Raw genomic sequence first — 22,764 nt, forward strand, 5'->3', positions numbered from 1 at the left:
AAGAAGCAAAGAACGTAGTCCTACTCGGCCCGCCGGGCACCGGGAAAACCCATCTGGCCGTCGGGATCGGAATCCGGACCGCACGCGCCGGGCATCGCGCCCTGTTCGACACAGCGACCGGGTGGGTATCGAGACTGGCCGAAGGCTCCAGAGGGCTCTCCCAGCCAAGAACTGCGCGTGGCCGTCGATTGAGCTGATCAGCGACTGTGGCTAGGTGTTCGGGTGTGGACGGCTAGATCCCTTCCTTTTGGAAAGTACTGCCGGAGAAGGCCGTTAGAGTTCTCATTTGATCCGCGTTGCCAGGGCCTGGCGGGATCGCAGATTTGAGGCCGGTATTGATTGTCTCAAACTCGACCGGCGTTAGCCGCCCGAGCCGCCGCTGACGGCGTTTCCGATGGTAGGTTTTCTCGATCCACGTCACAATGGCCAGGCGAAGACCGGCCCTGGTGGACCATCGCTGGCGATCCAGTACGTTCTTCTGCAGGAGTGAGAAGAACGACTCCATGGCGGCATTATCGGCACACGCGCCCACCCGACCCATCGATCCTTTCAGCCCGTTGCCCTTCAGCGTCCGTACGAAGGCGTTGGAGCGGAATTGGGAACCCCGGTCGCTGTGCACCACGGTTCCTGCCGGCTCCCTGAGTGCTATCGCGTTGTGGAGGGCCGAGACGGCCAGGGACGCTTTCATCCGGGAATCGATGGAGTAGCCGACGATCCGGTTGGAGTAGACGTCCTTGATGGCGCACAGGTAGAGCTTGCCCTCGTCGGTCCGGTGTTCGGTGATGTCCGTGAGCCACAGCTGATCTGATGCCGCCGCGGTGAAGTCCCGGCGGACGTGGTCATCGTGCACGGGCGGGCCGGACTTGCGGGTCAGGCCGCGCTTCTTGGCGAACACGGACCAGATCCGTTGGCTGCTGCACAGCCGCGCCACCCGGTTCTCTCCGGCGCTGAACCCCTGGTCTTCGAGTTCGTCGGCGATGAACCGGTACCCGAACGCCGGATCGTCCCGGTGGACGTCCAGGGCCGCGTTGATCAGGTGGGCATCAGACCAGTCACGCTCCGTGACCGGCGCTGCCCTCCACGCGTAGAAGGCCTGTTTGGAGAAGCCCAGTATCCGGCAGGCCACCGCGACGGGGATCCCGTCCGCGGCAAGGTCAAGGACCAGCGGGAACTTCATTTTGGGGGCAGCTCCCGGGCGAAGAACGCCGCTGCCCGGCGCAGGATCTCGTTCTCCTGCTCCAGCAGCCGGATCCGCTTCCTGGCATCCCTGAGCTCTGCGGCTTCATTCTCCGTCACACCGGGACGGGCGCCGTCCTCGATGTCGGCTTTCTTGAGCCAGTTGTGCAGGGTTGCTTCGGAAATCCCGAAGTCTTTGGCAATCTGCGAGATCGGGGCTTCGTGCTTCCGTGCCACGGCGACCACGTCACGGCGGAACTCAGCGGGGAAAGGCTTCGGCATGTGAACATCCTTGCTGCAAGGAACGAATCCTCACAAGTCAGGAGTCAAGCAAACCCGGGGCAGTCCCGTCCGTTTGATGTTTTTGATGGCGGTGTTGTTGGCCTCGACCTTGCCTGTAGTGGCGCCGGTAATGATCAGCACCTCAATCTCTTTCCACCACCGGCAGACAGTGCGGTAGAGCCTGTTCGACTCCGGCCGTGCGGCAGCCTTGACCAGTTTCTCGAGTTCGGCTTTCGCAGCCGCGGCGTCCTCCAGAGAGCCGGTGCGCAGCAGGGCCCTGAGCTGTTCCTTGACCTTCCAGACGGCCTGGAGGGTGCCGGTAGGATCGTCGGCTGCGAAGACTTCTTCCAGCCTGTGTGCCGCCCTCCCGGTGAGTGCGTCCCCGCCGCGCAGGAGGAGCATCCGGTGGGCCCAGGCCTTGTCGACGGCTCTGCCGCGGCGGCCCTTGACCTGCTGTGAGAGATTTTGCCGGGTCTCGGTCATGGCCTGGTTCGCCAGGGAGATCAGGTGGAAGTGATCGACAGCGACAGCGGTGCGGGGAAGCCACATCCGCAACGCCTTGCGGAAGGCCGCCGACGGGTCGATCGCGACGACCTGCACGGCCAGCCGCCAGTGAAGCGGGCGCGCGAACAGCCAGTCCCCGACGCCCTTGTGGTCCCGGCCGTCGACGACGCCCAGGACCTGGCCGGAGTCCAGGTCCACGATGGTTGTCATCCACGGCTCGAACCGTGTCCAGGTCCTTGATTCCGGGTCCTGGAAGTAGCGCACCGAGCGGAACCGGTGCTCGTCGATGCCCAGCATCCGGGGGGTGAGTTTGTCCACGTCGGGCAGCCGCAGCAGGCAGGCCTCGTTCAGCGCCGCCCGGACCATCCACCAGGACACGGCGAAGCCGGCAGCCGTTTCCGATACGGCCCTGCCCGAGCGGATGACCGCATCCACCAACTGGTCCCGGAGCCGGCTGGTAGAGCGGGCGCGGCGCGGGACCTGTGGCGTGGATTCGAAGAACGACAACCTGTCGCAAGCTGGTTCTTCGCAGTACCAGCGGTACTTGGACCAGAGCACATCCACGGGCCCGGCGACAGGAATATCGCGGAGCCGCTGGAAGCGCCGCTCCTTGCGCCGGGAAGCGATGACGCCGCAGCTCGGGCAGCCCGGTGGCTGGTCCGTTTCGATGATGACCTGCCGTCTGCCAGCAGTGACGGTGGTGGAAATGACGCGGTAGTCGGGCAGGTTGAAAAGGATGGTGGCAGCGTCGGCTGCGACCCCGGTAGGCTCGTGCAAGGCTCGTGGTCCTGTTCCAGGTTGAATGCTTAGACACACTCATCCCAACAGGGCCACGGGCCCCTTTGTCTTCAACGACACGAACTCAAATCCCCATCAACCACCAAGAGCCAGTTATTCATGCCAGGGTCTCTTTTGGGTATTGGTTTGCTTGGTCGCAACCAATTCAAAGAGGCCCTGACCTCATTCCCGCCGCACCACGCCGCACCGAAAGCGTCCTACACCGCGGCGGCACTTTCAGACCGCCCTAACCATGCTCATCTGCGAAGGCCCGCGCGAACTGACGTCGCAGTCAACTTGCCGAAGAGCAAAGTGTCCAATGACGTCAGTCAAGGCTGGTCAGATAGGAGCGAAGGTGACTCCCACTAGTGGCGGGGGAAAATCTAGCCAACCAACCCTCGAGTTGCTGGTCCGAAATTTGGATTAGTGCAGCTTTTTTAATTGCCTCCGCATAGTCCGCCGGGCCGTCTCCTGAAGCGAACTCACCGGTGATTCCAGGAACTATCGCGTCAGCCGAGCCCAAGCAACGAGACGAAGCTACGCTTGGAAGACCCACAGCGGCGGCCTCCACTAGGACGTTCCCGAACCCCTCAGCCAATGAAGTCAATACGACGACGCCCGTTCGAGGGCATTCAGCGAACCAGTTTTCAACCCAGCCGTGGAATTCGACCTTGACGCCCAGGGTGTCAGCTGTTCGCTGTATAATCTCGCGGAGAGGGCCATCTCCGTAAAAGTGCAGGACAACCTGATGCCCTTCATCTACTAGGTGACGCGCGGCCTCCAATGCGATTTGGGGCCGCTTCTGCTCCACCAAGCGAGCGGGGACGATAATGTTCAGAGGACCGGTTGCAGCCTCCTCCAGCAGCGCCGCTTCACTAATTGCACCGGACCCTTCCAGCCTGCTCGCCCACTCCAACACCTTGGCAGTCGACGGATTTGGAACAACACGCATCTTATGAGCTGGAATTCTGTAGAGCGCCCCTGCTTCAGCAGCCACCGGGTGTGAGATTGCTATGTACCCGTCAACAAGAGGGTACAACAGCTTGGAGATGAGCCTGGTCACCGCCACGCTTTTACCATGAACATGTGGAAACGGAACTTCAACATTGCGACCGCTAATGAGTACCCGAGGACGTTTCCCGATACGGGGTAAAACCCCTAAAATCGCCAGCAAATTGAAGTAGGGCAGGAGACCGATAACGAAGTCAAAGCGCTCCTTGCGAACCAGGCGCCGCATCTCGCGGACATGCGCTACGGGATTGCCTCCGGAGAATTCAACAACATTGACACCGCTGGGTGCGACATCAGTGGTCTTAGAATGCGTAACTACAAGTGTTACAATATCGCCTACCGAGGTCAACCATTTGGACCATTCCTTGGCGACGAATTCAGCGCCGCCACCGCTCAGACTAGGTATTACAATACAAATTTTCAACTCGAACTTCCAGTTCCATTAATAGCACCAGAGGCGCAACAAGTATTTAGAAGACTGAACGCCTAGGAACTAGCGCCATCGCTAGCCGAAAGGTTAGGTTCAGTATCCCGGTCACGATAATTCGGAAACCACATTGGCATTACCGTGGAAGAGTCACGGAGGGCAATCGTCTTCGCTGGCGCGCCCGCAACAGTCACTCCGGCGGGGACACTCTTGTTAACAACAGAGTTGGCTCCGATCACCACACCGTCACCGATAGTAATATCGCCATAAATGACAGCACCTGGCCCGATGTACACAAAATCTCCAATGACGGGAACTCCGCCGTTTGCAACACCGATGTTGGTCGCGGAATGAATTCGACAGAATCTGCCTATCTTGGCCCGCGAGTTTACTACGATACTTCCGTAATGGGCAATGGATAGGCCGGGACCAGCTACACCTGGAGGGAATGAGAGACCAGTCCGAACTGAAAGCCGTTGGAGTCTGAATTTAGCCATTAATGCAAACAGCCGCGAAGCGGCTCCATCCTTGGCGTTCCAGTACTCCACCCGCCTCAACAACCGTTGATAGTAGACCTCGGGCTTCCTGAACGCTGACAAGAACGTCCAGCGTTTCATGTCGTGAGCAGCAAGATCCGTTCGTAGAAGCTCTTGGTATTCCTGCAAATTCATTGTAACTCCCGTGTGATTAAATCCACCGCCGCGTCTTGTGGCTAACTGGTGCGGATAGCGTCGATTCCGGTCCGGCGCTTAAATCTTGCGCTCGCCCAGGCACGCGCTGTCCAGTAGGTCCCCAAGGCCTCCGTGTACAGCTTGTCAGCAACTGGTGAACCCAACACTTGGACACCGTTGGCAGCCCTTATTTTGGCGTAGCGTCTTGCAACCTGGCGGAGCGACCCCTGCGAATGAGCACCCCCCACCAGAAAATCCGTGAGAGTGCGGGACCACACGGCGGGCGCCTCAAGAAGCGCTGCCCTAACTCCGAGCTCCTGATCCGCTGACCATCCGAACTCAGGACGAAATCCCCCAAGTTCTGTGAGAATTTCGCGACTCATGAACGTGGAAGGATGAGGTACATATGAACGTCCGAGTTGCACTGCCCTGGCATCGAAAGGTTCGAGATGAAATTGACTCAATACGTTTCGTTCCGCGCTGATGTAATTGATAGCGCCGTAGCCCCATTTCCACAAACCCGCGGACCACTCTTTGGCAACGAACTCGACGACGTCAGGCTGAGTAAAGGTATCCCCCCCGTTGAGGAAAACAACGATGTCACCCTTGGCCTTGCGTAGGCCCTTGTTCATTGCATCATAAAGCCCATCGTCTGGCTCACTTACAAGAGTGACGGAATAGGCAGGATTATATGAATCCAGCCATCTAGGCGTCCCATCCGCAGAACCACCATCGATTACAACGTGCTCAATGTTCGAGTAGCTTTGATCTGAAATATTCTGAGCGGTTAGTTTTAATCCATCGAGATTATTCCAAACGACAGTGACTATTGAAACCAGCGGCTTAGGCCTACATGGCGCCATCATTTCCCCCAATATCTTTGTTAGGTGTGAATTTCCCACGGCCCTGAGATGAATCCTTCGCTTGAGGTATGATCATTTCCGGAAGAAAAGCATTCTCCGCTATGCGTTGAATCCCATCCTTATAGGACAATCCAAAGATATCGTCCTCGGCAGGCCATCCTGAAACCCTGTTCATCAACGCATCGAAGCTCGTAAGCACCCTTGCTGGATTTCCTGCAACGACAGAGCCTGAAGGGACGGACTTCGTGACAACTGATCCGGCGCCAATGACACATCGGTCACCTATCTGGACACCAGGCATAATGATCGAACCGATGCCCACGAATACGTCGTCCCCGATAGACACCTTTGCGTAGCGAAACCGCCGTCCGCGAGAATCTCTATGTAACCAACCTGTCCCGTCATGAGTCAGGATTCGCACACCGCTGCTGACTGTCACCCTGTCGCCGATGGATATCAGCCAAGGCTCCGAGCCAAGGAGATGGCTTAGGATTCTACAGCCTTCGCCGACCTGGGCTCCCAGCCAGCGGGCGGCCACATCGCCACCTTTGCGTTGAATGAGGAATCGTAAGATCACTGCATTCAGTAAGGAACGCACTCGATTGTCTACCCTTCATATTTGGGATCTTGTACTCGACTGTAAGGATCATCTACTTATGTAGGAAATTTTTCCGGACCACTACCGAAGCGAACTCAAAATTTCCAACCAAGTATCGCTTCCACAATCGTTTCGGCTCAGTCGCAAGACGATATAGCCATTCAAATCCACTATTCTGGATCCATTTTGGCGCCTCACGGGCCGTGCCGGCAGTGAAATCGAATGCAGCACCTACGCCAACGCAGTGCCGGCCAGTCAATCTGGCCAACTCTGTGGTTAGAAAATCTTGCTTGGGAGTCCCAAGGCCAACCCAAACGATGTCGGCGCCTGAGTTATTGATCCGGTCCGCACAGTCAGAAATAAATGAGTCGCTCAAGGGCGCAAAAGGGGGCGCGTAGGTTCCCGCACTACTGACTCCTGGAAACTTCAGCTCTACGTTCGCTTGAAGACGCGCCAGAGTTTCCGGCGTCGTTCCAAGGAAGAAGTGGCTAAAATGGTGTTCACGGCCCCTATCCAGCGACTGTTCAAAAAAACTTGGTCCACGGACTCTGCCGACTCGGCCGGTAGGGAGGCCTTGACTCCTTGAGATGCCTCGCATTACGAGGGCAACAGGCATACCGTCGGGGAAATTCACTCCATGCTCGGTCATCAGCCGCCGGTATTCCTCGTGCGAGTTGGTTAATGCGATGCAATACGCATTCGCAAGGCGGACCGAAAGCCCTACACGCTTATCAAGCACGCGACGGGCTAGCCAATCAACGGCCCCATGCAGATCCAAAGCGCGAAACGGCACTCCCCCAACGGCAATGATAGTTTCACGGCCCAATGAAATATTCGATGATTCATTACTTTCGCCAAGCAACTCCGGCACTCCTACCCCCATCCTGATTTTGAGTGCGTTCTGAAACCTGCACGGACGGAAGACCAGAGTATGCTCGCTGCGATCGCCTTGAGTTCCTGGTCTCTTCACATGCGCCGCGAGGCTAGTCACCGGCCGATGGCTCAGACGTTTTGTCAAGACTACCAACTCCGCCAGCCAGCTTCGGTAGCAGAGCTGGCTGTCGCCCGGCTGACATGGTTCAGTAAACGTAGAAGTGGACAGCTATGATGTCTCCGTATCAAGTCCGGCATCGTCGCGCGGCCTAAGGGCAGCGCGACTATTTTTCTTTTCGCATCTTGGGGGCAATATGACTAAGCGCGCTCTAATCACGGGTATCACAGGACAGGATGGCTCGTATCTCGCAGAGTTGCTGTTGAGCAAGGGCTATGAAGTCCACGGCCTTATACGCCGAGCATCCACATTCAATACCGCTCGTGTTGACCACCTATACGTGGATCCGCACGATCCGAAGGCAAAACTTTTCCTGCACTACGGCGACCTCAGTGACGGGGCACGCTTGGTCACTCTGCTGGCCGAGATTAAGCCCGACGAGGTTTACAACCTAGCCGCGCAGTCCCATGTGCGAGTATCGTTCGACGAGCCGGAACACACAGGCGACACGACCGGTGTTGGAACCATTCGTCTGCTCGAGGCCGTTCGCATGTCGGGCATTCAGACGAAGTTTTACCAAGCTTCGTCTTCCGAGATGTTTGGAGCCACTCCTCCTCCGCAAAACGAGGACACCCCGTTCTACCCCCGTTCCCCCTATGGCGCGGCAAAGGTGTATAGCTACTGGATCACCAAGAACTATCGCGAGGCCTACGGAATGTTTGCGGTCAACGGGATACTCTTCAACCACGAGTCGCCGCGTAGAGGCGAAACGTTCGTGACCCGCAAAATCACTCGTGCCGTAGCTGCCATCAAGGCGGGCAAGCAGGATCTGCTCTACATGGGGAATCTGGATGCAGTCCGTGACTGGGGGTACGCCGCTGAGTATGTCGAAGGTATGTGGCGGATGCTCCAGGCTGATGAGCCCGAAGACTTTGTTCTTGCCACTGGTGGAAACTACACGGTCCGCGACTTCCTCCAAATAGCTTTTGAGCATGCAGGGTTGAACTGGGAAGACCATGTCCGTTTCGATGAACGATACCTTCGTCCGACTGAGGTCGACGCGCTCGTAGGCGATGCCTCCAAGGCTCAGGAGAAGCTCGGATGGAAGGCCTCTGTCCACACGCCCGAGCTTGCTCGCATTATGGTCGACGCAGATATCGAAGCCTTGAAGCACGCAGGAAATCACTGGATCGACACCGTTCGCCTCGACAGTTGGAAAAACTGATGGCTGAAGTCAATTTCACACCGGGGCCACTTGATAGGGACGCAACGTTCTATGTTGCTGGACATCGGGGCCTCGTAGGGTCGGCTGTCTTGCGTACACTGCAGGGCGCAGGGTTCACGAACTTGCTGGGACGCACCTCGGCTGAACTCGACTTGAAGAACCGCTCAGACGTATTCTCATTTTTCGCAGAAACCAAGCCGCGTTATGTCGTTTTGGCTGCGGCCAAGGTTGGGGGCATCCTCGCCAACAACACATACCCCGTTGACTTTCTGAGCGATAACCTTCGGATTCAAGTGAATGTCCTAGACGCTGCGCGTGAGCACGGCGTCGAACGCCTCCTCTTCCTTGGTTCGTCGTGCATCTACCCTAAATTCGCTGAGCAGCCGATCCGCGAGGACTCGCTCCTAACAGGCCATCTAGAACCGACTAATGATGCGTACGCAGTCGCCAAGATCGCTGGCATCATGCAGGTTCAAGCGGTCCGTAAGCAATATGGCTTACCTTGGATTTCCGCGATGCCAACCAACCTTTACGGCCCCGGTGACAATTTCTCCCCAGAGGGATCACACGTCCTTCCCGCGCTTATTCGCCGGTACGACGAAGCTGCCAAGGCGGGATTAAAGTCGGTAACCAACTGGGGAACAGGGTCGCCGCGCCGCGAGTTCCTGCACGTAGACGACATGGCTGCTGCCTGCCTACATTTGATGGAAAACTACGATGGACCCTCCCAGGTTAATGTAGGAACTGGGTCGGACGTCACCATCAAGAAGCTTGCCACTGTTGTTGCCGAGGCCGTGGGCTACCAGGGTGACATCGAATGGGATGCTTCGAAGCCCGATGGAACGCCACGTAAACTTCTCGACGTCTCTCGGCTGGCAAAGTCGGGGTGGGCCGCGTCCATTGGGCTCGAAGATGGTGTCCGATCAACCGTTGATTGGTACCGCGATAACCTCGCGTCAATTCGTAACTAAGGATCCTTCGGTCTGGTAGGTTCAGCAGGGGCTGTGAATGGGGGATCTTGATGCCTGCGGGCACTGATTGGCGGAGACGTTCGTCCCGCCTCCTGGGTGTTGTCGATGCTTTCGTCGTCATTTGGGCTGTAGCTGGAGCATTCATTGTCCGGTTCGGCTTGGAGCCGGACTTTGTGGTGGCCGGGCAGGAATTCACTTACGCCTGGCTTTCGGTTGCTTTGGCCACCGTATGGTGGCTAATGCTCGGAGCCTGGAACAGCCGACAAAGCCGAGTTCTAGGGGCAGGTCCAGACGAATACAAACGCGTTGCCGCGGCTTCGCTTTGGTTGTTCGGAATAATTGCCATTGTTTCCTACGTTCTTCGGGTTGACACGGCACGGGGCTATGTCGGCGTAGCTTTGCCCGTTGGGTTGCTTGGCCTGCTCATGGGTCGGTGGCTCATCCGGCAGCATCTCAACATCAACCGCCAACGCGGCGACAGCATGTCACATCTGCTACTCCTAGGTGGACCGAGTGCGGTGGCGCATCTCGCGGCCTCATTACACAGGGTTAAGCATGCGGGCTATCTTCCGATAGCTGCCTACGTCCCTGGCGCGGCGGAATTCTTCAAGGTGGAGCCGGAGTCCGGGTTGCCAGTGTTGGGCAACAAGCCTGATGCCGGGGCGATCATAAGTGCGATCGAAGCTTGCGGCGCCGACGCCGTTGCGGTCTCTGCAGGTGTGCAATTGCACCCGCAGACACTGCGGCACTTGGGGTGGGAATTGGCTTCACGCAACGTTGGGCTGATCATGGCGCCGGCGCTGACGGATGTCGCCGGGCCGCGGATACACACCCAGCAAGTTGCTGGGCTTCCGCTTATTCACGTCACGACACCGACGTTAGAAGGCGGACAGCGCGTGGCCAAGCGAATGTTTGATGTGATCGCCTCGGGACTTCTCATCATTGCCGCATCTCCGGTCATGGCCGTCATAGCGATCTTGATTAAGATGGACAGCCGCGGCCCAGTGCTATTTCGGCAAGACCGTGTAGGCATCGAAGGCAGGCATTTCGGGATGCTGAAATTCCGTTCCATGGTGGTAGATGCCGAAGAGCGCCTAACGGAACTGGCTCACCATAATGAAGGCAATGGGGTGCTCTTCAAAATCAAGAACGATCCGAGGGTGACGCAGATTGGTAGATTCATCCGCAAGTACAGCTTGGACGAGCTGCCCCAACTGTTTAACGTACTCGCTGGATCCATGAGCTTAGTCGGTCCTCGACCGCCACTCCCACGTGAAGTTGAAGCATACGAGCACGACGTTCGCCGCCGTCTGTTGGTCAAGCCGGGCTTAACGGGACTGTGGCAGGTCAGCGGCAGATCCAATTTATCCTGGCAGGACTCCGTCCGACTCGACTTGTACTATGTGGAGAATTGGTCATTGGCTGGCGACTTAATAATCATTCTCCGAACTGTCCGCGCTGTCTTTCACAGCACCGGCGCCTACTAGCGTCTTCTGTACGGCCCCTTGGGGAAGGAAACCACCATGCGCATTTCAGTAATCGGTTGCGGATACCTCGGTGCGGTTCACGCCGCATGCATGGCCAAGCTCGGCCATGAAGTCGTAGGCATCGACGTTGACGACCGAAAAATCGACGAACTGGCTGCGGCACGGGCTCCGTTCTATGAACCGGGTCTTGAAACGCTCCTCAAAGAGGTGCAAAAGACGGGCCGCCTTACATTCACGAGCGACATTTCCGCAGCTGCCGGGAGTGAAATTCACTTCATCTGCGTCGGAACGCCGCAGAAGAAGGGCGAGAACGCTGCAGATATGACCTACGTCGACGCTGCTGCGGCGGCGCTACTGCCGCACTTACAGCCTGGAAATATTGTCGTCGGCAAGTCAACTGTGCCCGTTGGTACCGCGTCCCGTTTGTCTAAGCTTGTGGCCGATCAGCAGCCATCCGCGCATTTGGTATGGAACCCTGAATTCCTGCGGGAGGGTCACGCAGTAGCAGACACCCTCCATCCGGACCGATTCGTGTACGGAGTTACAAATGGTTCCGAGGACCATCCAGCTGTCGCGGTTCTCGACGCCGTTTATAGCGAACCAATCGCGGCTGGAACGCCCCGGTTGGTAACCGACTTGCCAACTTCGGAGTTGGTGAAGATTGCGGCCAATTCTTTCTTGGCGACCAAAATTTCCTTCATTAATGCGATGGCTGAACTCTGTGAGGCCGCTGGGGCTGATGTAACGCACCTTGCGGATGCCATAGGGATGGATGACCGCATAGGCCGTAAGTTTTTGAATGCGGGGATTGGCTTCGGAGGTGGCTGCCTGCCCAAGGACATCCGGGCCTTCATGGCCCGCGCTGGTGAGCTGGGTGCCGATCAAGCTCTTACTTTCTTGCGGGAAGTGGATGCTATAAATATGCGGCGAAGGTCTAGGGTCGTTGAGCTGACTCGTGAATTGTGCGAGGGTTCACTATTGGGGCGTCGCGTAACCGTTCTGGGCGCTGCATTCAAACCAGAAAGCGACGACGTAAGAGACTCGCCGGCCCTTAGTATCGCGGCGCAGCTCCAATTGCAAGGTGCGGTTGTCACGGTTACTGACCCGAAGGCACTAAGGAATGCGGCGCGGCGCTTTCCGGAGCTTCAATACGAGACGGACACCGACATTGCAGTTGCAAAAGCCGACGCCCTGCTTCTTCTTACAGAGTGGGATGAGTACCGCGACCTCGATCCCCATGCCATCCGCCCTTTGGTAGCATCGGCACGGATCCTCGACGGTCGGAATGTACTCGATCCTGCAAAGTGGCGAGCAGCGGGTTGGACTTTCCGAGGACTTGGACGGATCTAACATTGTCCGACAAGCGACACAACCAAGCTGACACCCCCGGACCAGTTGACACAAGCGATATGCGCCTGGCCAAACGCCGCCGGCTGTTCCTAATTGGCTCAGCGGTAGCCTTGCTCGTGGCGATCGCATCGGCGTCCGCCTTGTGGATTGGTTTCAAGGCAACCACCATCAGCAGGGAGCTGAGCGCGGCTAATGCCCTCATTCCCGAGCTGCGAAGTAACATGCTCAAAGGCGACTCAGCCGCCGCAAAGATCAATGTCGATGCTCTAATGGGTCATACGGCTGGTGCTCGAGAGGCAGCCACCGATCCCGTCTGGACAATGGCTGGGGCAGCCCCCGGATTGGGCCATAATTTTCAGGCAACCGCGGAGATTGCTGCCTCAGCGGACGACATCGCACGTTTGGGTGTTGCCCCACTCGTAGACGTTTTCAGCAGTGTTGACTGGAAGTCATTGAAGCCCAGTGGCCAAGGCGTACGACTCGAACCTCTGGCTAGGGCTCAAGCTAAACTGGCATCCTCTGCTCATGCCGTCCGACAGTCATCGGATCGTTTGAACGGTATTGAAGCCGGCGGGCTGATGCCTCAGATTGCGGCTCCGTTGGTTAGTGCGCGTAAGGAGCTCATGCCGCTTCGTGATGCGCTTGACTCAGCTGCCGATGTGGCTCAAGTCCTGCCACAAATGATGGGGCAAGATTCCCCACGGAGCTACGTCCTACTCATTCAAAATAACGCTGAACTACGTGCGACGGGGGGCATCCCTGGTGCTCTGGCGGTCCTGAACGTGAGTAAAGGCCACCTGTCGCTGGGAGCCCAATCGAGTGCTTTGGCGTTGGGACCGGCAGACCCCCGCGTGGCTGTCGACCCGGAGCAGCAGCAAATCTATTCAACGCGCTTAGGTAAATTCATGCAGGACGTGAACCTCACGCCAGATTTTCCCACCGCAGCGCGAACGGCGAAATCCATGTGGGAACGGAAAACTGGCGACAGAGTAGATGGCGTACTCTCAATTGATCCGGTTGCTCTCGGATTTGTGCTGCAGGCTACGGGCGCAGTTCAGTTAACTGACCCTGCATTGACCGACCTGGCGCAGGGGAGGCTACCCGTCAAACTGACAGCCGACAACATTGTGCCAACCCTACTTTCAGAGGTGTACGCGAAAATTCCTGAGCCAAACCTCCAAGATGCTTATTTCGCGGGCGTCGCCAAGGAAGTTTTCACAAAGCTGTCGTCTGGGACCGTAGATGCACAGAAACTGATCGATGTGCTTACTCGAGGTGCCGCGGAACACAGGATTCAGATCTGGTCGACGAACAGCGACGAGCAGGCAATCATATCAAAGTACCCTTTGGGTGGTTCCGTAACTGGCGGCTCAGTCCGTCCCGCCCAGTTCGGTGTCTACTTCAACGACGGCACCGGGGCGAAGATGGACTATCACGTCAGACGGACCGTTCAGCTGATAAAGGAATGCCCCATGGGTGGGTATTCGCAGGTAAGAGTTCGCATTTCCAGTACCAATACGGCGCCCAAAGACGCGGCCACCTCGCTGCCCCAGTATGTGACTGGTGGAGGAGTCTTTGGAGTTCCAGCGGGCACGGTGCAGACCAATGTGATCGCTTATGGACCGGTTCAAGCAAACGTGGAAAACGTCCTAATCGGCGGAACCAAATCTGCGTTTTCTGCGCAACGGCACGGCGACCGGCCGGTGGGAACAGTCACCGTCCAGTTGAAGCCTGGCGAAAGTAGCACGGTCGAATTCACATTCGGGAAGATCGTTCAGCACTCGCAGCCTGAACTGGACGTGACGCCGACGGTGCAACCCGTCAAGGACGTGGTCTTGGCGACACAGGGCGCAGAATGCGTTCCGGGTGCGTAGCGCCAGCATTAACAGTATGTAAAGTGTCTGGATTGACTTTGGAGACGGCCGCGTTTGAGTGGTAACCTCTCCTTGGGTAAAACCACGAGATTCGCCCCACGGTCACATGGGGATGGGGAATCTCCACAATAATGTGACATTCGTGTGTTAAAAGGTCTCAGGGGGGACAAATGAAGAAGTCTATTGCTGCGCTTGCGCTTGCAGGAACCATCGCACTCGCCGGTGCCGCACCGGCACTGGCAACCTACCCGGCGCCCGGAACCGGAACCGGAACCGTCTCTGACGGCACAGTCGCGCCTGGTGAGGTGTTCACCTTCTCGGGAACAGGCTTCCTGGCTGGCGAACTCATAACCATCACCGTAACTCTCACCAGCACCCCGCAGGCACTGGGTGGCGGTTTCTCAGGCGGTGCCGCAATGTCAGTTCCGTCCAAGATCACCGTGCTGGCTGCTCCGCAGACTTTCACCACAACTGCTGCAGCTGACGGTTCCTTCGCTTTCCCTCTGAGCCTCAGCGAGCCGGGTACCTACACCGTGACTGCTACTAGCGCCACGCACTCTGTCTCCCAGAGCGTTACTGTCGCGGCAGCTGCTGGCAGCGGCACGGGCACGGGCACGGGCACGGGCCTTTCCAACACTGGTGGCGACGGCGCTGGTCTGGCCAACACTGGCTCGGGCCTCGCTGACACCGGCGCTGACTCCAGCCTGGTGCTGTGGTCGCTCGTCGGTGCAGGTGCACTCGCCGCCGGCGCTGCTTCCGTGGTCGTCGTTCGCCGCCGCGCTAACGCTGAAGCATCTGCCTAGGCACTAAACTCTGCACTCGAATAGGCGGGCTAGTTCTGGAGTTCCGGAACTAGCCCGCCTATTCTCTTTAGGGAATTGTGCATAGAAACAGGGAAGCCCCGACGGTCATCGGGGCTTCCCTGTTTCACTGCTGCTGCGGCACTTATCCGTTGAATTCCTTCATCCAGGCCCTCAAGTCTTCGCCGAACTCGGCACGCTCCGAAGCTAGCGTGATGACAGCTTTCAAATAGCTCAGTTTGTCCCCGGTGTCGTAGCGGCGGCCACGGAAGACGACGCCGTACACGCCGCCGCCCTCTCCGTCGACTTCAGCAAGCGTCTGCAGTGCATCAGTCAGCTGGATCTCCCCGCCCCGGCCGGGCGCGGTTTTCTCGAGAACATCGAATACGGAAGGGTGAAGAACGTAGCGGCCGATGACGGCCAAGTTGGACGGCGCCTCGTCCAGCGACGGCTTCTCCACCAGGCTGTTGACGCGAACGTAGTCCTCGCCCTCAACCATTGAGATGTCGGCGCAGCCGTAGGCGCTGATCTGCAACGGCTCCACCTCGATTAGGGCAATCACCGATCCGCCCGTCTTCGCCTGGACCTCGATCATGGCCGTCAGCAGCTCGTCTCGCTCGTCGATAAGGTCGTCGCCCAGCAGAACCGCGAAAGGCTCTTCCCCGACGTGCTGACGGCCGCAGAGCACAGCATGCCCCAGCCCCTTAGGCTCGCCCTGCCGCACATAATGGATGGGTCCGAGACCAGAAGCATGCTGAACCGCGTCGAGACGTACCTGGTCGCCTTTCAGCTCCAGAGTGCGCTCGAGAGCAGGAGCCCGGTCGAAGTGATCCTCCAGGGCCCGCTTGTTGCGGCCGGTGATCATGAGCACGTCATTCAGGCCAGCGCCGACGGCCTCCTCAACGACGTACTGAATGGCCGGCGCATCAACCACCGGTAGCATTTCCTTTGGCATCGCCTTGGTGGCAGGCAGGAAGCGCGTGCCCAAACCGGCGGCCGGAATAACTGCTTTACGAACTGATTTCCCCAATGTCATGATCGAACCTTACAAATTGACTTGCGGAAAGTGAAATTTCAGGCGCCAAATTTCGGCAGACGTAGGAGCTCCCGTAGCGTTTCCCCTATGGGGAAATGGAGCCGACTCGAAGCGGCAGGAGCTGCGCGTGGCCTGCTGGCTCTGTATTTGGGCGCCCTTGCGTTCGTAGCCTTCTGGCCGACCCCTGTTGACCGTCCTATAGCGGGACGGCTGCAGGCGACGCTGTTCGCCCTCCATCGCTCCGGAATTCCCGAACTGATCAACTACAACTTCGTGGAATTCGCGTCCAACATTCTGATGTTTACACCGATCGGCATGCTGGCTGCTCTGGCCTTCCCGGCGTTCCATCGGGGACGGATCGTTCTCAGCGCTTTCCTGGCTTCCTGTTGCATCGAGCTCGGCCAGAAGCTGTTTCTGCACGACCGTTTTCCCAGCGCCATGGACATCGTGGCGAATACCGCTGGGGCGATGTTGGGGGTTTGGGTGCTGGGGGTTGTTGAGGAGTGGGTGCGGCGGGGCGGTTTCGACAAGCTCAATCAGCGGCGTCCTTGATTTCGACAGGCTCAATCCCCGGAGAATCGCGGTTCGCGCTTTTCTTGGAACGCCTTGAAGCCTTCGGCATAGTCCTCCGTCTTGCAGAGGCGGGCTTGCTCGGTATTCTCCTCCTGCATTGACGTCCAGAGGCCTAGGCGCTGGTCGCGGATGTGCGCCACCAGCTCCTTGCTGGCTACAAACGCGCCCGTCGCACCGGTGGCCACCTTCGCCACGATGGCACGCGTTGTCTCGAGCAGTTCATCCGCGGGAAGCGCACGGCTGAACATCCCCTGTGCCACGGCTTCAGTCCCGGAAATCAGCTCCGCGGTGTAGATGAGGTCCAGCGTCCGGTGCATGCCGAGCCGCTCGGTGAAGTACCAGTGCCCCCCCGAATCCAGCGTGGCACCCAGCTTGGCGAACGGCGAGCCGAACTTCGCATTCTCCGCCACATACACAACGTCCGTAGCCAGCAGCAGCCCCAGCCCCACGCCCAGGCATGCGCCGTGCGCCGCGGCGAATGTCGGGGCCGGGAACGAGCTCATCTTCTGCAGCAGCGGCTGCACCAGCCCGCCCAGGTACGCCTCGGCGTTGTCGTTTTCCGGCATGACGCCGGAAATGTCCCGGCCCGCGCAGAAGGCGCGGCCCTCTCCCCTGAGCAGCAGCGCCCGCACCTCACCGCGGGAGGCGGCGGCAGCGGCGTCGTCGTACGCCTGGGACAAATCCGCCAGCGCCTGCTCGTCCAGCGAGTTCAGCTTGTGCGGGGCGTTGAGGACCACTTCGGCGACGCCGTCGGCGATGGACAGGGAAATCATGGCTGCTCCTTTGAGACCGGGAAGGGGGGGGCGGGACTACACGTCGAAGTCGACGGTGACTTCCTTGCTCGTCGGGTGGGACTGGCACGTCAGGACGTAGCCCTTGTCCAGCTCATCCTGCTCCAGCGCGTAGTTTTCGTCCATGGTCACGGTGCCGGTGACCACCTTGGCTCGGCAGGTGCCGCACACTCCCCCGGCGCACGCGAACGGCACGTCCGGGCGGACCCGCAGCGCGGCGTTGAGGATGGACTCGCGGGCGTGCGTGGGGCTGGCGACGTCGCCCTGCAGGCCGTCCAGCTTGAATGTGATCTTGTAGGTCTCCTGCGACTCGTCTTCGACGACCGGCCGGCCGGCGTTGCCCTCGGGCCGGTCCGGCTTGCCGGAGGTGAACAGCTCGAACCGGACGTGCTCCGGCTTCACGCCGCGCTCGGCGAGCGTGTCCCGGCATAGCTGCACAAGCTCGAACGGCCCGCACAGGAACCACTCGTCCACGTCGTCCGCGTGGATGGCGGTGCCCAGCAGCTTTTGCAGCTTCTCGGCGTCGATCCGGCCGCTCAGCAGCGGCGCGATCCGCTGCTCGCGGGACAGCACGTGGTGCAGCGCCAGCCGCTGCGGGTACTTGTCCTTCAGGTCCGCGAGCTCCTCCAGGAACATCACGTCCATGGCGGCCTTGTTGGCGTAGATCAGGTCGAACCGGGTGTCCGGGTTGGCGGCCAGCAGCGTCCGGGCGATCGCGATCACCGGCGTGATGCCGCTGCCGGCGGCGATGGCCACGAAGCTCCCCGGCTCCCCCGCCAGCCCTGTTTCCATACCCTTCGGGTCATTCATGGAGGTCATCACGTTCTGCTCCACCGCCTGCCCGTCCCGGCCGTGCTTGGAGACGAACGCCCCCATGGGGCTCATCACGTCCAGCGCGTCCCCGGCCTTCAGCTCGGCGTTGGCCCACGTGGAGAACAGCCCGCCCAGGTCCTTCTTGATGGCCACCCGGATCTCGCTGCTGCCGTCCGCGAAGCTGCGCGGCTCGGCGCAGATGGAGTAGCTGCGGCGGATCTCCTTCGGCTCGCCTGACTCGTCCGGGAGCGTGGTGCGCAGGGCCACGTACTGGCCCGGCAGGTAGTCGAACTGCCCGGCCAGCCCGGCCGGCACCGCGAAGGTCACCTCGATGGCGTCCTCCGTCAGCCGGCGCACCTCCGCGACGGTGAGGGAATGGAAGGACGGACGACGGCGGCCGGTGGCCTCTGCCGATTCGGCTGCGGTCTGGCGGACAACGGGCATGGGTTCTTCCTTACAGGACTTTGAAGTAGTCGAACGGTTCCTGGCAGTCCCGGCACACGTACAGCGCCTTGCAGGAGGTGGAACCGAAGCGGGTGAGTTCCTTGGTGTTCAGCGACGAGCACTGCGGGCACTTCACAGCCAGGCTCAGGCGGACGGGGCCGTTGTGACCCAGGGCTGCCTTTCCAGTGGGCGGTGCGATCCCGTACTCGCGCAGCTTGGCCTTTCCGGACTCGGTCATCCAGTCCGTGGTCCACGCCGGCGCGAGCACCAGCTCCACGTGCACGCTGGGGTAGCCCTCTTTGGTGAAAGCGGCCTTCAGGTCGTCGCGGATGGCGTCCACCGCCGGGCAGCCCGAGTAGGTGGGCGTGATGGTGACCTGGACCGCGGGCACCGGCCCGCCGTCGTCGAACAGGTTCACGCTTCGCAGGATGCCCAGGTCCTCGATGGTGAGCACCGGGATCTCCGGATCGCAGACCGTGGCGGCGACCTTCCATGCCTTCTGATCGGCGGTGGTGTCCCCGGTCCGGGTCTCGAAGTCCGATATGTACACGGCAGTCACCAGCTTGCTCCGGGATGCTCGCGGGCCAGCACCTGCATCTCGGCGAGGATGTAGCCCAGGTGTTCGGAATGCTGGCCGCGGCGGCCGCCGCCCGGCGCTGCCGGGACGTCCGGGACCTCCAGCTCCGCTTCCTGGAAGACCTCGACGGTGAGGCGGTCAAAGTCCGCCTTCAGGCTGGAAGGCTCGACGGCGGCTCCGGCTTCGGCCAGGCGGGTGGTCAGCTCATCGTCCACGAAGAGCTCCCCCACGTACGGCCAGATGAGCTTGAAGCCGTGGATCATGCGGCGGCGGGACTCGTCCGTGCCACCGGCCAGGCGGAGGACCCACTGGGTGCTGTGGTCGCGGTGGTAGTCCACTTCCTTCACGGCCTTGGCTGCGATGGCGGCAAGCGTGGCGTCCGTGGATTCGGTGAGCCGGCGGTAGAGCTCGAACTGGTAGTAGCTCACCACGAACTGCCGGGCGATGGTGACGGCGAAATCCCCGTTGGGCTGCTCGAAAATGTGTGCGGACCGGAACTCGTGCTCGCGGCGGAAGTAGGCGAGATCGTCCTCTGTTTTGTCGTCGAGGCCGGCCGCGTAGCTGAGGAAGCTCCGGGCGTGGCCCAGCTGGTCCAGGGCGATATTGCCCAGGGCCACATCCTCCTCCAGCTCCGGGGCGCGGGAAATCCAATGGCCCAGGCGCTGGGCGAGGATCAGGGCGTCGTCGCCCAGGCGCAGCGCGTACTCGGCCACGTCCTCGGTGGGCCTGGCCAGGCCGGTGCGGACCTCGAGGGCGATGTCCTCCGGGCGGAGCGCGTTGCCCGGGGTGATGCGCGTGGCGCTGGCCGAGCCGTCGCCGCTGGCACCTGCGCCGGCGACGCCGACGGAGATGTCGCCGTGGCCTGTGGTTTCTTGTGTCTCGGGAGTGCTCACAGGTGCTTCACGCCCTCGCTCTTGGTGTAGTACGTGGCGTGCCGGTAGTCCTTGCCCTGCGGCGACTCGAAGAACGAGCCCTTGGAGTCCGGGTCGCTCGAGGCGATGGCGTCCGCCGGGACCACCCAGATGGACACGCCCTCGTTGCGGCGGGTGTAGAGGTCGCGGGCGTTGCGCAGGGCCATGGCGGCATCCGGCGCGTGCAGGCTGCCCGCGTGCACGTGGGAGAGGCCGCGACTGGACCGGACGAAGACCTCCCAGAGGCCCCATGCGCTCCTGTCATGCTGATTTTCGGGTGCGGGCGCCGGGCTGGCCTTGGGCGCTTCGCGCTTGATTTCTGCGGCCGCGCTTGCCGGCTCTTCCGGGTTGCCGTGGGGGCTCATGCTGCGTATTCCTTCTGCTTGTTAACCTGCTTAGCTGCATAGGCGGCGGCTGCCTCGCGGACCCAGGCGCCGTCGTCGTGCGCCTGCCGGCGGCGCTCAAGCCGCTGCAAGTTGCAGGGGCCGCGGCCTGCCAGGACTTCCTTGAATTCGTTCCAGTCCAGCGGGCCGTGTTCCCACTTTTTGGTTTCCTCGTTGTAGCGGACCTCGCTGTCCGGGAGGGTGAGGCCCAGGACCCTGACCTGCTCCATCATCATGCCGACGAAGCGGCTGCGCAGCTCATCGTTGCTGAAGCGCTTGATGTTCCAGGCCATGGACTGCTTGGAGTTGGGGGAATCGTCGTCCGGCGGGCCGAACATCATCAGGGCCGGGGCGTACCAGCGGTTCACGGCGTCCTGGGCCATCTGCTTCTGTGCCGGCGTTCCGTTGGAGAGTTCCAGCAGGATCTCGAAGCCCTGGCGCTGGTGAAAGGACTCTTCCTTGCAGATGCGCACCATGGCCCGGCCGTAGGGACCGTACGAGGCGCGGCACAGCGGCACCTGGTTGCAGATGGCGGCGCCGTCCACGAGCCAGCCGATGGCTCCCATGTCCGCCCAGGTGAGGGCCGGGTAGTTGAAGATCGAGGAGTAACGGGCCTTGCCGGCGATGAGGTCGTCCATCATCTGGTCGCGGGACTGGCCCAGCGTCTCTGCGGCTGAGTAGAGGTAGAGCCCGTGGCCGGCCTCGTCCTGGACCTTGGCCATGAGGATGGCCTTGCGCTTCAGGCTGGGGGCTCGGGAGATCCAGTTGGCCTCCGGCTGCATGCCGATGATCTCCGAGTGCGCGTGCTGGGAGATCTGGCGCAGGAGGGTTTTGCGGTAGGCGGCCGGCATCCAGTCCTTGGGCTCAATGCGAGAGTCGTCGGCCATGACGCGGTCAAAATACGCCTGGCCGTCGGCCTCCAGCTGGTCCTGTCCCTGACCTGTGTTGGCTTCCTGGGGGGCTGCCGGCTGGTCAGGCACTGACTGCAGATTCTGCGCTGCCATGGTTGCTCCTATGCATTCACGTCCGTACTCGGATTATTTACCGACCGTTCGTTCAGGATATGCGGAAGCGGCGAAGGGCGTCAAGCAAGTGGAGCGCTCCGCCATGGACATCCACGTGCGTCTGGTGAGGGGGCATGGCCAGCGTCCGCCGCGGTAGACTCACGACTCTCGTGACAGCGCGTGCGGTGCCGCGGGCTCCGCCATTCAGGCGTCTGGTGCTAATGATGCCGGGGCGCTCGTGTCAACTGGTGAGCCGGGACAAGGAGCTAGTCAGAGGCGCCGATCACCGATGGAGCACTAGTCCCAAGCTGCATTTCCGGGCCCACAGAATCGATCCGCATCTTTTTCCCACCCGGGAGACGCCGGCAAGAACTTCTTGCATACGTTGCCCCCGACATAAACATGCGAATACTGTCTTTCCACTTCGGGCCGTTCGACGTCCATGATCGGCACTTGCTGTGAGTTCGGTAGTAGCTGCTGTTCATGCTCGGTATCCCGACCGACAACTGTCATTTGCAGCTGTGCACGGCACACTTTTTCAGCTAAGGGGTATAGGTCGATGTTAAGTACGAGCTCTTCGTTTTTTGTAAGGGTTATTGTCTTGTCCGGAAAATAGGGGCGGGCTATCTCTTTCTTGTCGTCCCACCACCAGGCGCTTTTGTCTGGTTCACCGACGTTGACTCCGATCCTGACAGAATCCACAGAGGCTCCCCTTCCAAAGGCCAACCGCATCAGCGTGCCCCGTTTTGGCGAAGCGCATTCCGAGGCATCTCGGATGTTCGTGACCCGAACCGGGTCTGTCCGATTCCCCCTGACCGTGACCATCAATGACCTTTTTCCAGCTACTATTCCGCCGCGTTGTTCCAACCAAGCGGCTTGCTTCGGAACGGTTATGCCTTCGAGCTGATTCAGGTCTTCTTGAGATAAGGGCACATCAGATGCCAATGACACATCTTCAGCAGCCTTTTGAACTACAACCTTGACTGCAACTGGATCCCCGGTCTCCGTAACCTTGTTGATTTGCTCGGTGAAAATCGGTTTGATCCAATCGGTCAGTGACGCTCCGAGCGCGGCCAAGAGGAGCGTCACAATCCAGACCACAGGCTTCTGCCAAAAGGGCCTCACACGGGGACCCGCCTCCGCAGGATTAACTTTCTTTTTCCGCGCTTTTGATGAGGACACAAGGACTCAAATGGTGGCAGGCCCAAGAAATTTTGCTTAAGAA

At 59.9% G+C, this 22,764-nt stretch carries 21 protein-coding genes and 3 pseudogenes; 8 read left to right on the plus strand and 16 right to left on the minus strand.

Annotated elements, in window-relative coordinates:
- A pseudogene (locus ACTHQX_RS20675) lies at positions 1–107 on the plus strand (ATP-binding protein); the annotation flags it as partial.
- A 38-nt stretch (positions 108–145) separates the two neighbouring features.
- Here the strand turns inward: ACTHQX_RS20675 and ACTHQX_RS20680 are convergent.
- The 8 genes and pseudogenes from ACTHQX_RS20680 to ACTHQX_RS20715 form a co-directional block, all read right to left on the minus strand.
- A pseudogene (locus ACTHQX_RS20680) lies at positions 146–320 on the minus strand (transposase); the annotation flags it as partial.
- Positions 317–1,458, minus strand: a pseudogene (locus tag ACTHQX_RS20685) (IS3 family transposase); the annotation flags it as partial. The pseudogenes ACTHQX_RS20685 and ACTHQX_RS20680, both read right to left, overlap by 4 nt.
- A 30-nt stretch (positions 1,459–1,488) precedes the next feature.
- Complete coding sequence (locus ACTHQX_RS20690; RefSeq protein WP_440159130.1) at positions 1,489–2,739, minus strand: ISL3 family transposase; 1,251 nt, start codon at positions 2,737–2,739, stop codon at positions 1,489–1,491.
- Positions 2,740–3,064: 325 nt separating this feature from the next.
- Positions 3,065–4,174, minus strand: coding sequence for a glycosyltransferase (locus ACTHQX_RS20695; protein ID WP_440159131.1), 1,110 nt, complete (start codon positions 4,172–4,174; stop codon positions 3,065–3,067).
- 62 nt (positions 4,175–4,236) lie between these two features.
- A complete protein-coding gene (locus ACTHQX_RS20700; RefSeq protein ID WP_440159132.1) occupies positions 4,237–4,848 on the minus strand; it encodes a serine O-acetyltransferase in 612 nt (203 codons plus the stop codon).
- A 41-nt stretch (positions 4,849–4,889) separates the two neighbouring features.
- Positions 4,890–5,750, minus strand: coding sequence for a glycosyltransferase family 2 protein (locus ACTHQX_RS20705; protein WP_440159133.1), 861 nt, complete (start codon positions 5,748–5,750; stop codon positions 4,890–4,892).
- Entirely contained in the window at positions 5,698–6,309 is a 612-nt protein-coding gene (locus ACTHQX_RS20710) for an acyltransferase (RefSeq protein ID WP_440159134.1), read from the minus strand. The genes ACTHQX_RS20705 and ACTHQX_RS20710 overlap by 53 nt, the downstream gene beginning before the upstream one ends.
- A gap of 52 nt (positions 6,310–6,361) precedes the next feature.
- On the minus strand, positions 6,362–7,180 hold the full coding sequence (locus ACTHQX_RS20715) for a WecB/TagA/CpsF family glycosyltransferase (RefSeq protein ID WP_440159135.1): 819 nt from the start codon (positions 7,178–7,180) through the stop codon (positions 6,362–6,364).
- 316 nt (positions 7,181–7,496) lie between these two features.
- On the opposite strand from ACTHQX_RS20715, the gene gmd reads away from it, so the two are divergent.
- The 6 genes from gmd (at position 7,497) to ACTHQX_RS20745 (ending at position 15,010) form a co-directional block, all read left to right on the plus strand.
- Positions 7,497–8,525 (plus strand): GDP-mannose 4,6-dehydratase, encoded by a 1,029-nt coding sequence (gene gmd, locus ACTHQX_RS20720; protein WP_440159136.1) that lies wholly within the window; start codon positions 7,497–7,499, stop codon positions 8,523–8,525.
- Positions 8,525–9,496, plus strand: coding sequence for a GDP-L-fucose synthase family protein (locus ACTHQX_RS20725; protein WP_440159137.1), 972 nt, complete (start codon positions 8,525–8,527; stop codon positions 9,494–9,496). The genes gmd and ACTHQX_RS20725 overlap by 1 nt, the downstream gene beginning before the upstream one ends.
- A 50-nt stretch (positions 9,497–9,546) precedes the next feature.
- Positions 9,547–10,983, plus strand: coding sequence for a sugar transferase (locus tag ACTHQX_RS20730; protein WP_440159138.1), 1,437 nt, complete (start codon positions 9,547–9,549; stop codon positions 10,981–10,983).
- A gap of 36 nt (positions 10,984–11,019) precedes the next feature.
- A complete protein-coding gene (locus ACTHQX_RS20735) occupies positions 11,020–12,333 on the plus strand; it encodes a UDP-glucose dehydrogenase family protein (protein ID WP_440159139.1) in 1,314 nt (437 codons plus the stop codon).
- 59 nt (positions 12,334–12,392) lie between these two features.
- Positions 12,393–14,207 carry a DUF4012 domain-containing protein gene (locus ACTHQX_RS20740; protein ID WP_440174659.1) on the plus strand — a complete coding sequence of 605 codons (1,815 nt, stop codon included), beginning with the start codon at positions 12,393–12,395 and terminating at the stop codon, positions 14,205–14,207.
- A 170-nt stretch (positions 14,208–14,377) separates the two neighbouring features.
- Positions 14,378–15,010 (plus strand): LPXTG cell wall anchor domain-containing protein, encoded by a 633-nt coding sequence (locus ACTHQX_RS20745; RefSeq protein WP_440159141.1) that lies wholly within the window; start codon positions 14,378–14,380, stop codon positions 15,008–15,010.
- Between the two features lie 142 nt (positions 15,011–15,152).
- On the opposite strand, the gene galU is transcribed toward ACTHQX_RS20745, so the two are convergent.
- On the minus strand, positions 15,153–16,043 hold the full coding sequence (gene galU, locus ACTHQX_RS20750) for a UTP--glucose-1-phosphate uridylyltransferase GalU (RefSeq protein ID WP_440159142.1): 891 nt from the start codon (positions 16,041–16,043) through the stop codon (positions 15,153–15,155).
- An 87-nt stretch (positions 16,044–16,130) separates the two neighbouring features.
- On the opposite strand from galU, the gene ACTHQX_RS20755 reads away from it, so the two are divergent.
- On the plus strand, positions 16,131–16,595 hold the full coding sequence (locus tag ACTHQX_RS20755) for a VanZ family protein (RefSeq protein ID WP_440159143.1): 465 nt from the start codon (positions 16,131–16,133) through the stop codon (positions 16,593–16,595).
- Positions 16,596–16,606: 11 nt separating this feature from the next.
- Here the strand turns inward: ACTHQX_RS20755 and ACTHQX_RS20760 are convergent, their stop codons facing one another.
- From ACTHQX_RS20760 to ACTHQX_RS20790, 7 genes are all read right to left on the minus strand, one after another.
- Positions 16,607–17,389: an enoyl-CoA hydratase/isomerase family protein gene (locus ACTHQX_RS20760; RefSeq protein ID WP_440159144.1), complete on the minus strand. Its 783-nt coding sequence runs from the start codon at positions 17,387–17,389 to the stop codon at positions 16,607–16,609.
- A 36-nt stretch (positions 17,390–17,425) separates the two neighbouring features.
- Positions 17,426–18,664: a 1,2-phenylacetyl-CoA epoxidase subunit PaaE gene (gene paaE / locus ACTHQX_RS20765; protein ID WP_440159145.1), complete on the minus strand. Its 1,239-nt coding sequence runs from the start codon at positions 18,662–18,664 to the stop codon at positions 17,426–17,428.
- Between the two features lie 10 nt (positions 18,665–18,674).
- Complete coding sequence (paaD, locus tag ACTHQX_RS20770; RefSeq protein ID WP_440159161.1) at positions 18,675–19,214, minus strand: 1,2-phenylacetyl-CoA epoxidase subunit PaaD; 540 nt, start codon at positions 19,212–19,214, stop codon at positions 18,675–18,677.
- A gap of 5 nt (positions 19,215–19,219) precedes the next feature.
- Positions 19,220–20,134: a 1,2-phenylacetyl-CoA epoxidase subunit PaaC gene (gene paaC / locus ACTHQX_RS20775; RefSeq protein WP_440159146.1), complete on the minus strand. Its 915-nt coding sequence runs from the start codon at positions 20,132–20,134 to the stop codon at positions 19,220–19,222.
- A complete protein-coding gene (gene paaB, locus ACTHQX_RS20780; RefSeq protein WP_440159147.1) occupies positions 20,131–20,517 on the minus strand; it encodes a 1,2-phenylacetyl-CoA epoxidase subunit PaaB in 387 nt (128 codons plus the stop codon). Before paaB ends, paaC begins: the two co-directional genes overlap by 4 nt.
- Positions 20,514–21,539 carry a 1,2-phenylacetyl-CoA epoxidase subunit PaaA gene (gene paaA, locus ACTHQX_RS20785; protein WP_440159148.1) on the minus strand — a complete coding sequence of 342 codons (1,026 nt, stop codon included), beginning with the start codon at positions 21,537–21,539 and terminating at the stop codon, positions 20,514–20,516. Before paaA ends, paaB begins: the two co-directional genes overlap by 4 nt.
- A 297-nt stretch (positions 21,540–21,836) precedes the next feature.
- Positions 21,837–22,640 carry a hypothetical protein gene (locus tag ACTHQX_RS20790; RefSeq protein ID WP_440159149.1) on the minus strand — a complete coding sequence of 268 codons (804 nt, stop codon included), beginning with the start codon at positions 22,638–22,640 and terminating at the stop codon, positions 21,837–21,839.
- Positions 22,641–22,764 lie beyond the last annotated feature (124 nt).

This window comes from Arthrobacter sp. SAFR-023 (assembly GCF_051965295.1).
In the GTDB taxonomy this organism is placed as follows: Bacteria; Actinomycetota; Actinomycetes; order Actinomycetales; family Micrococcaceae; genus Arthrobacter.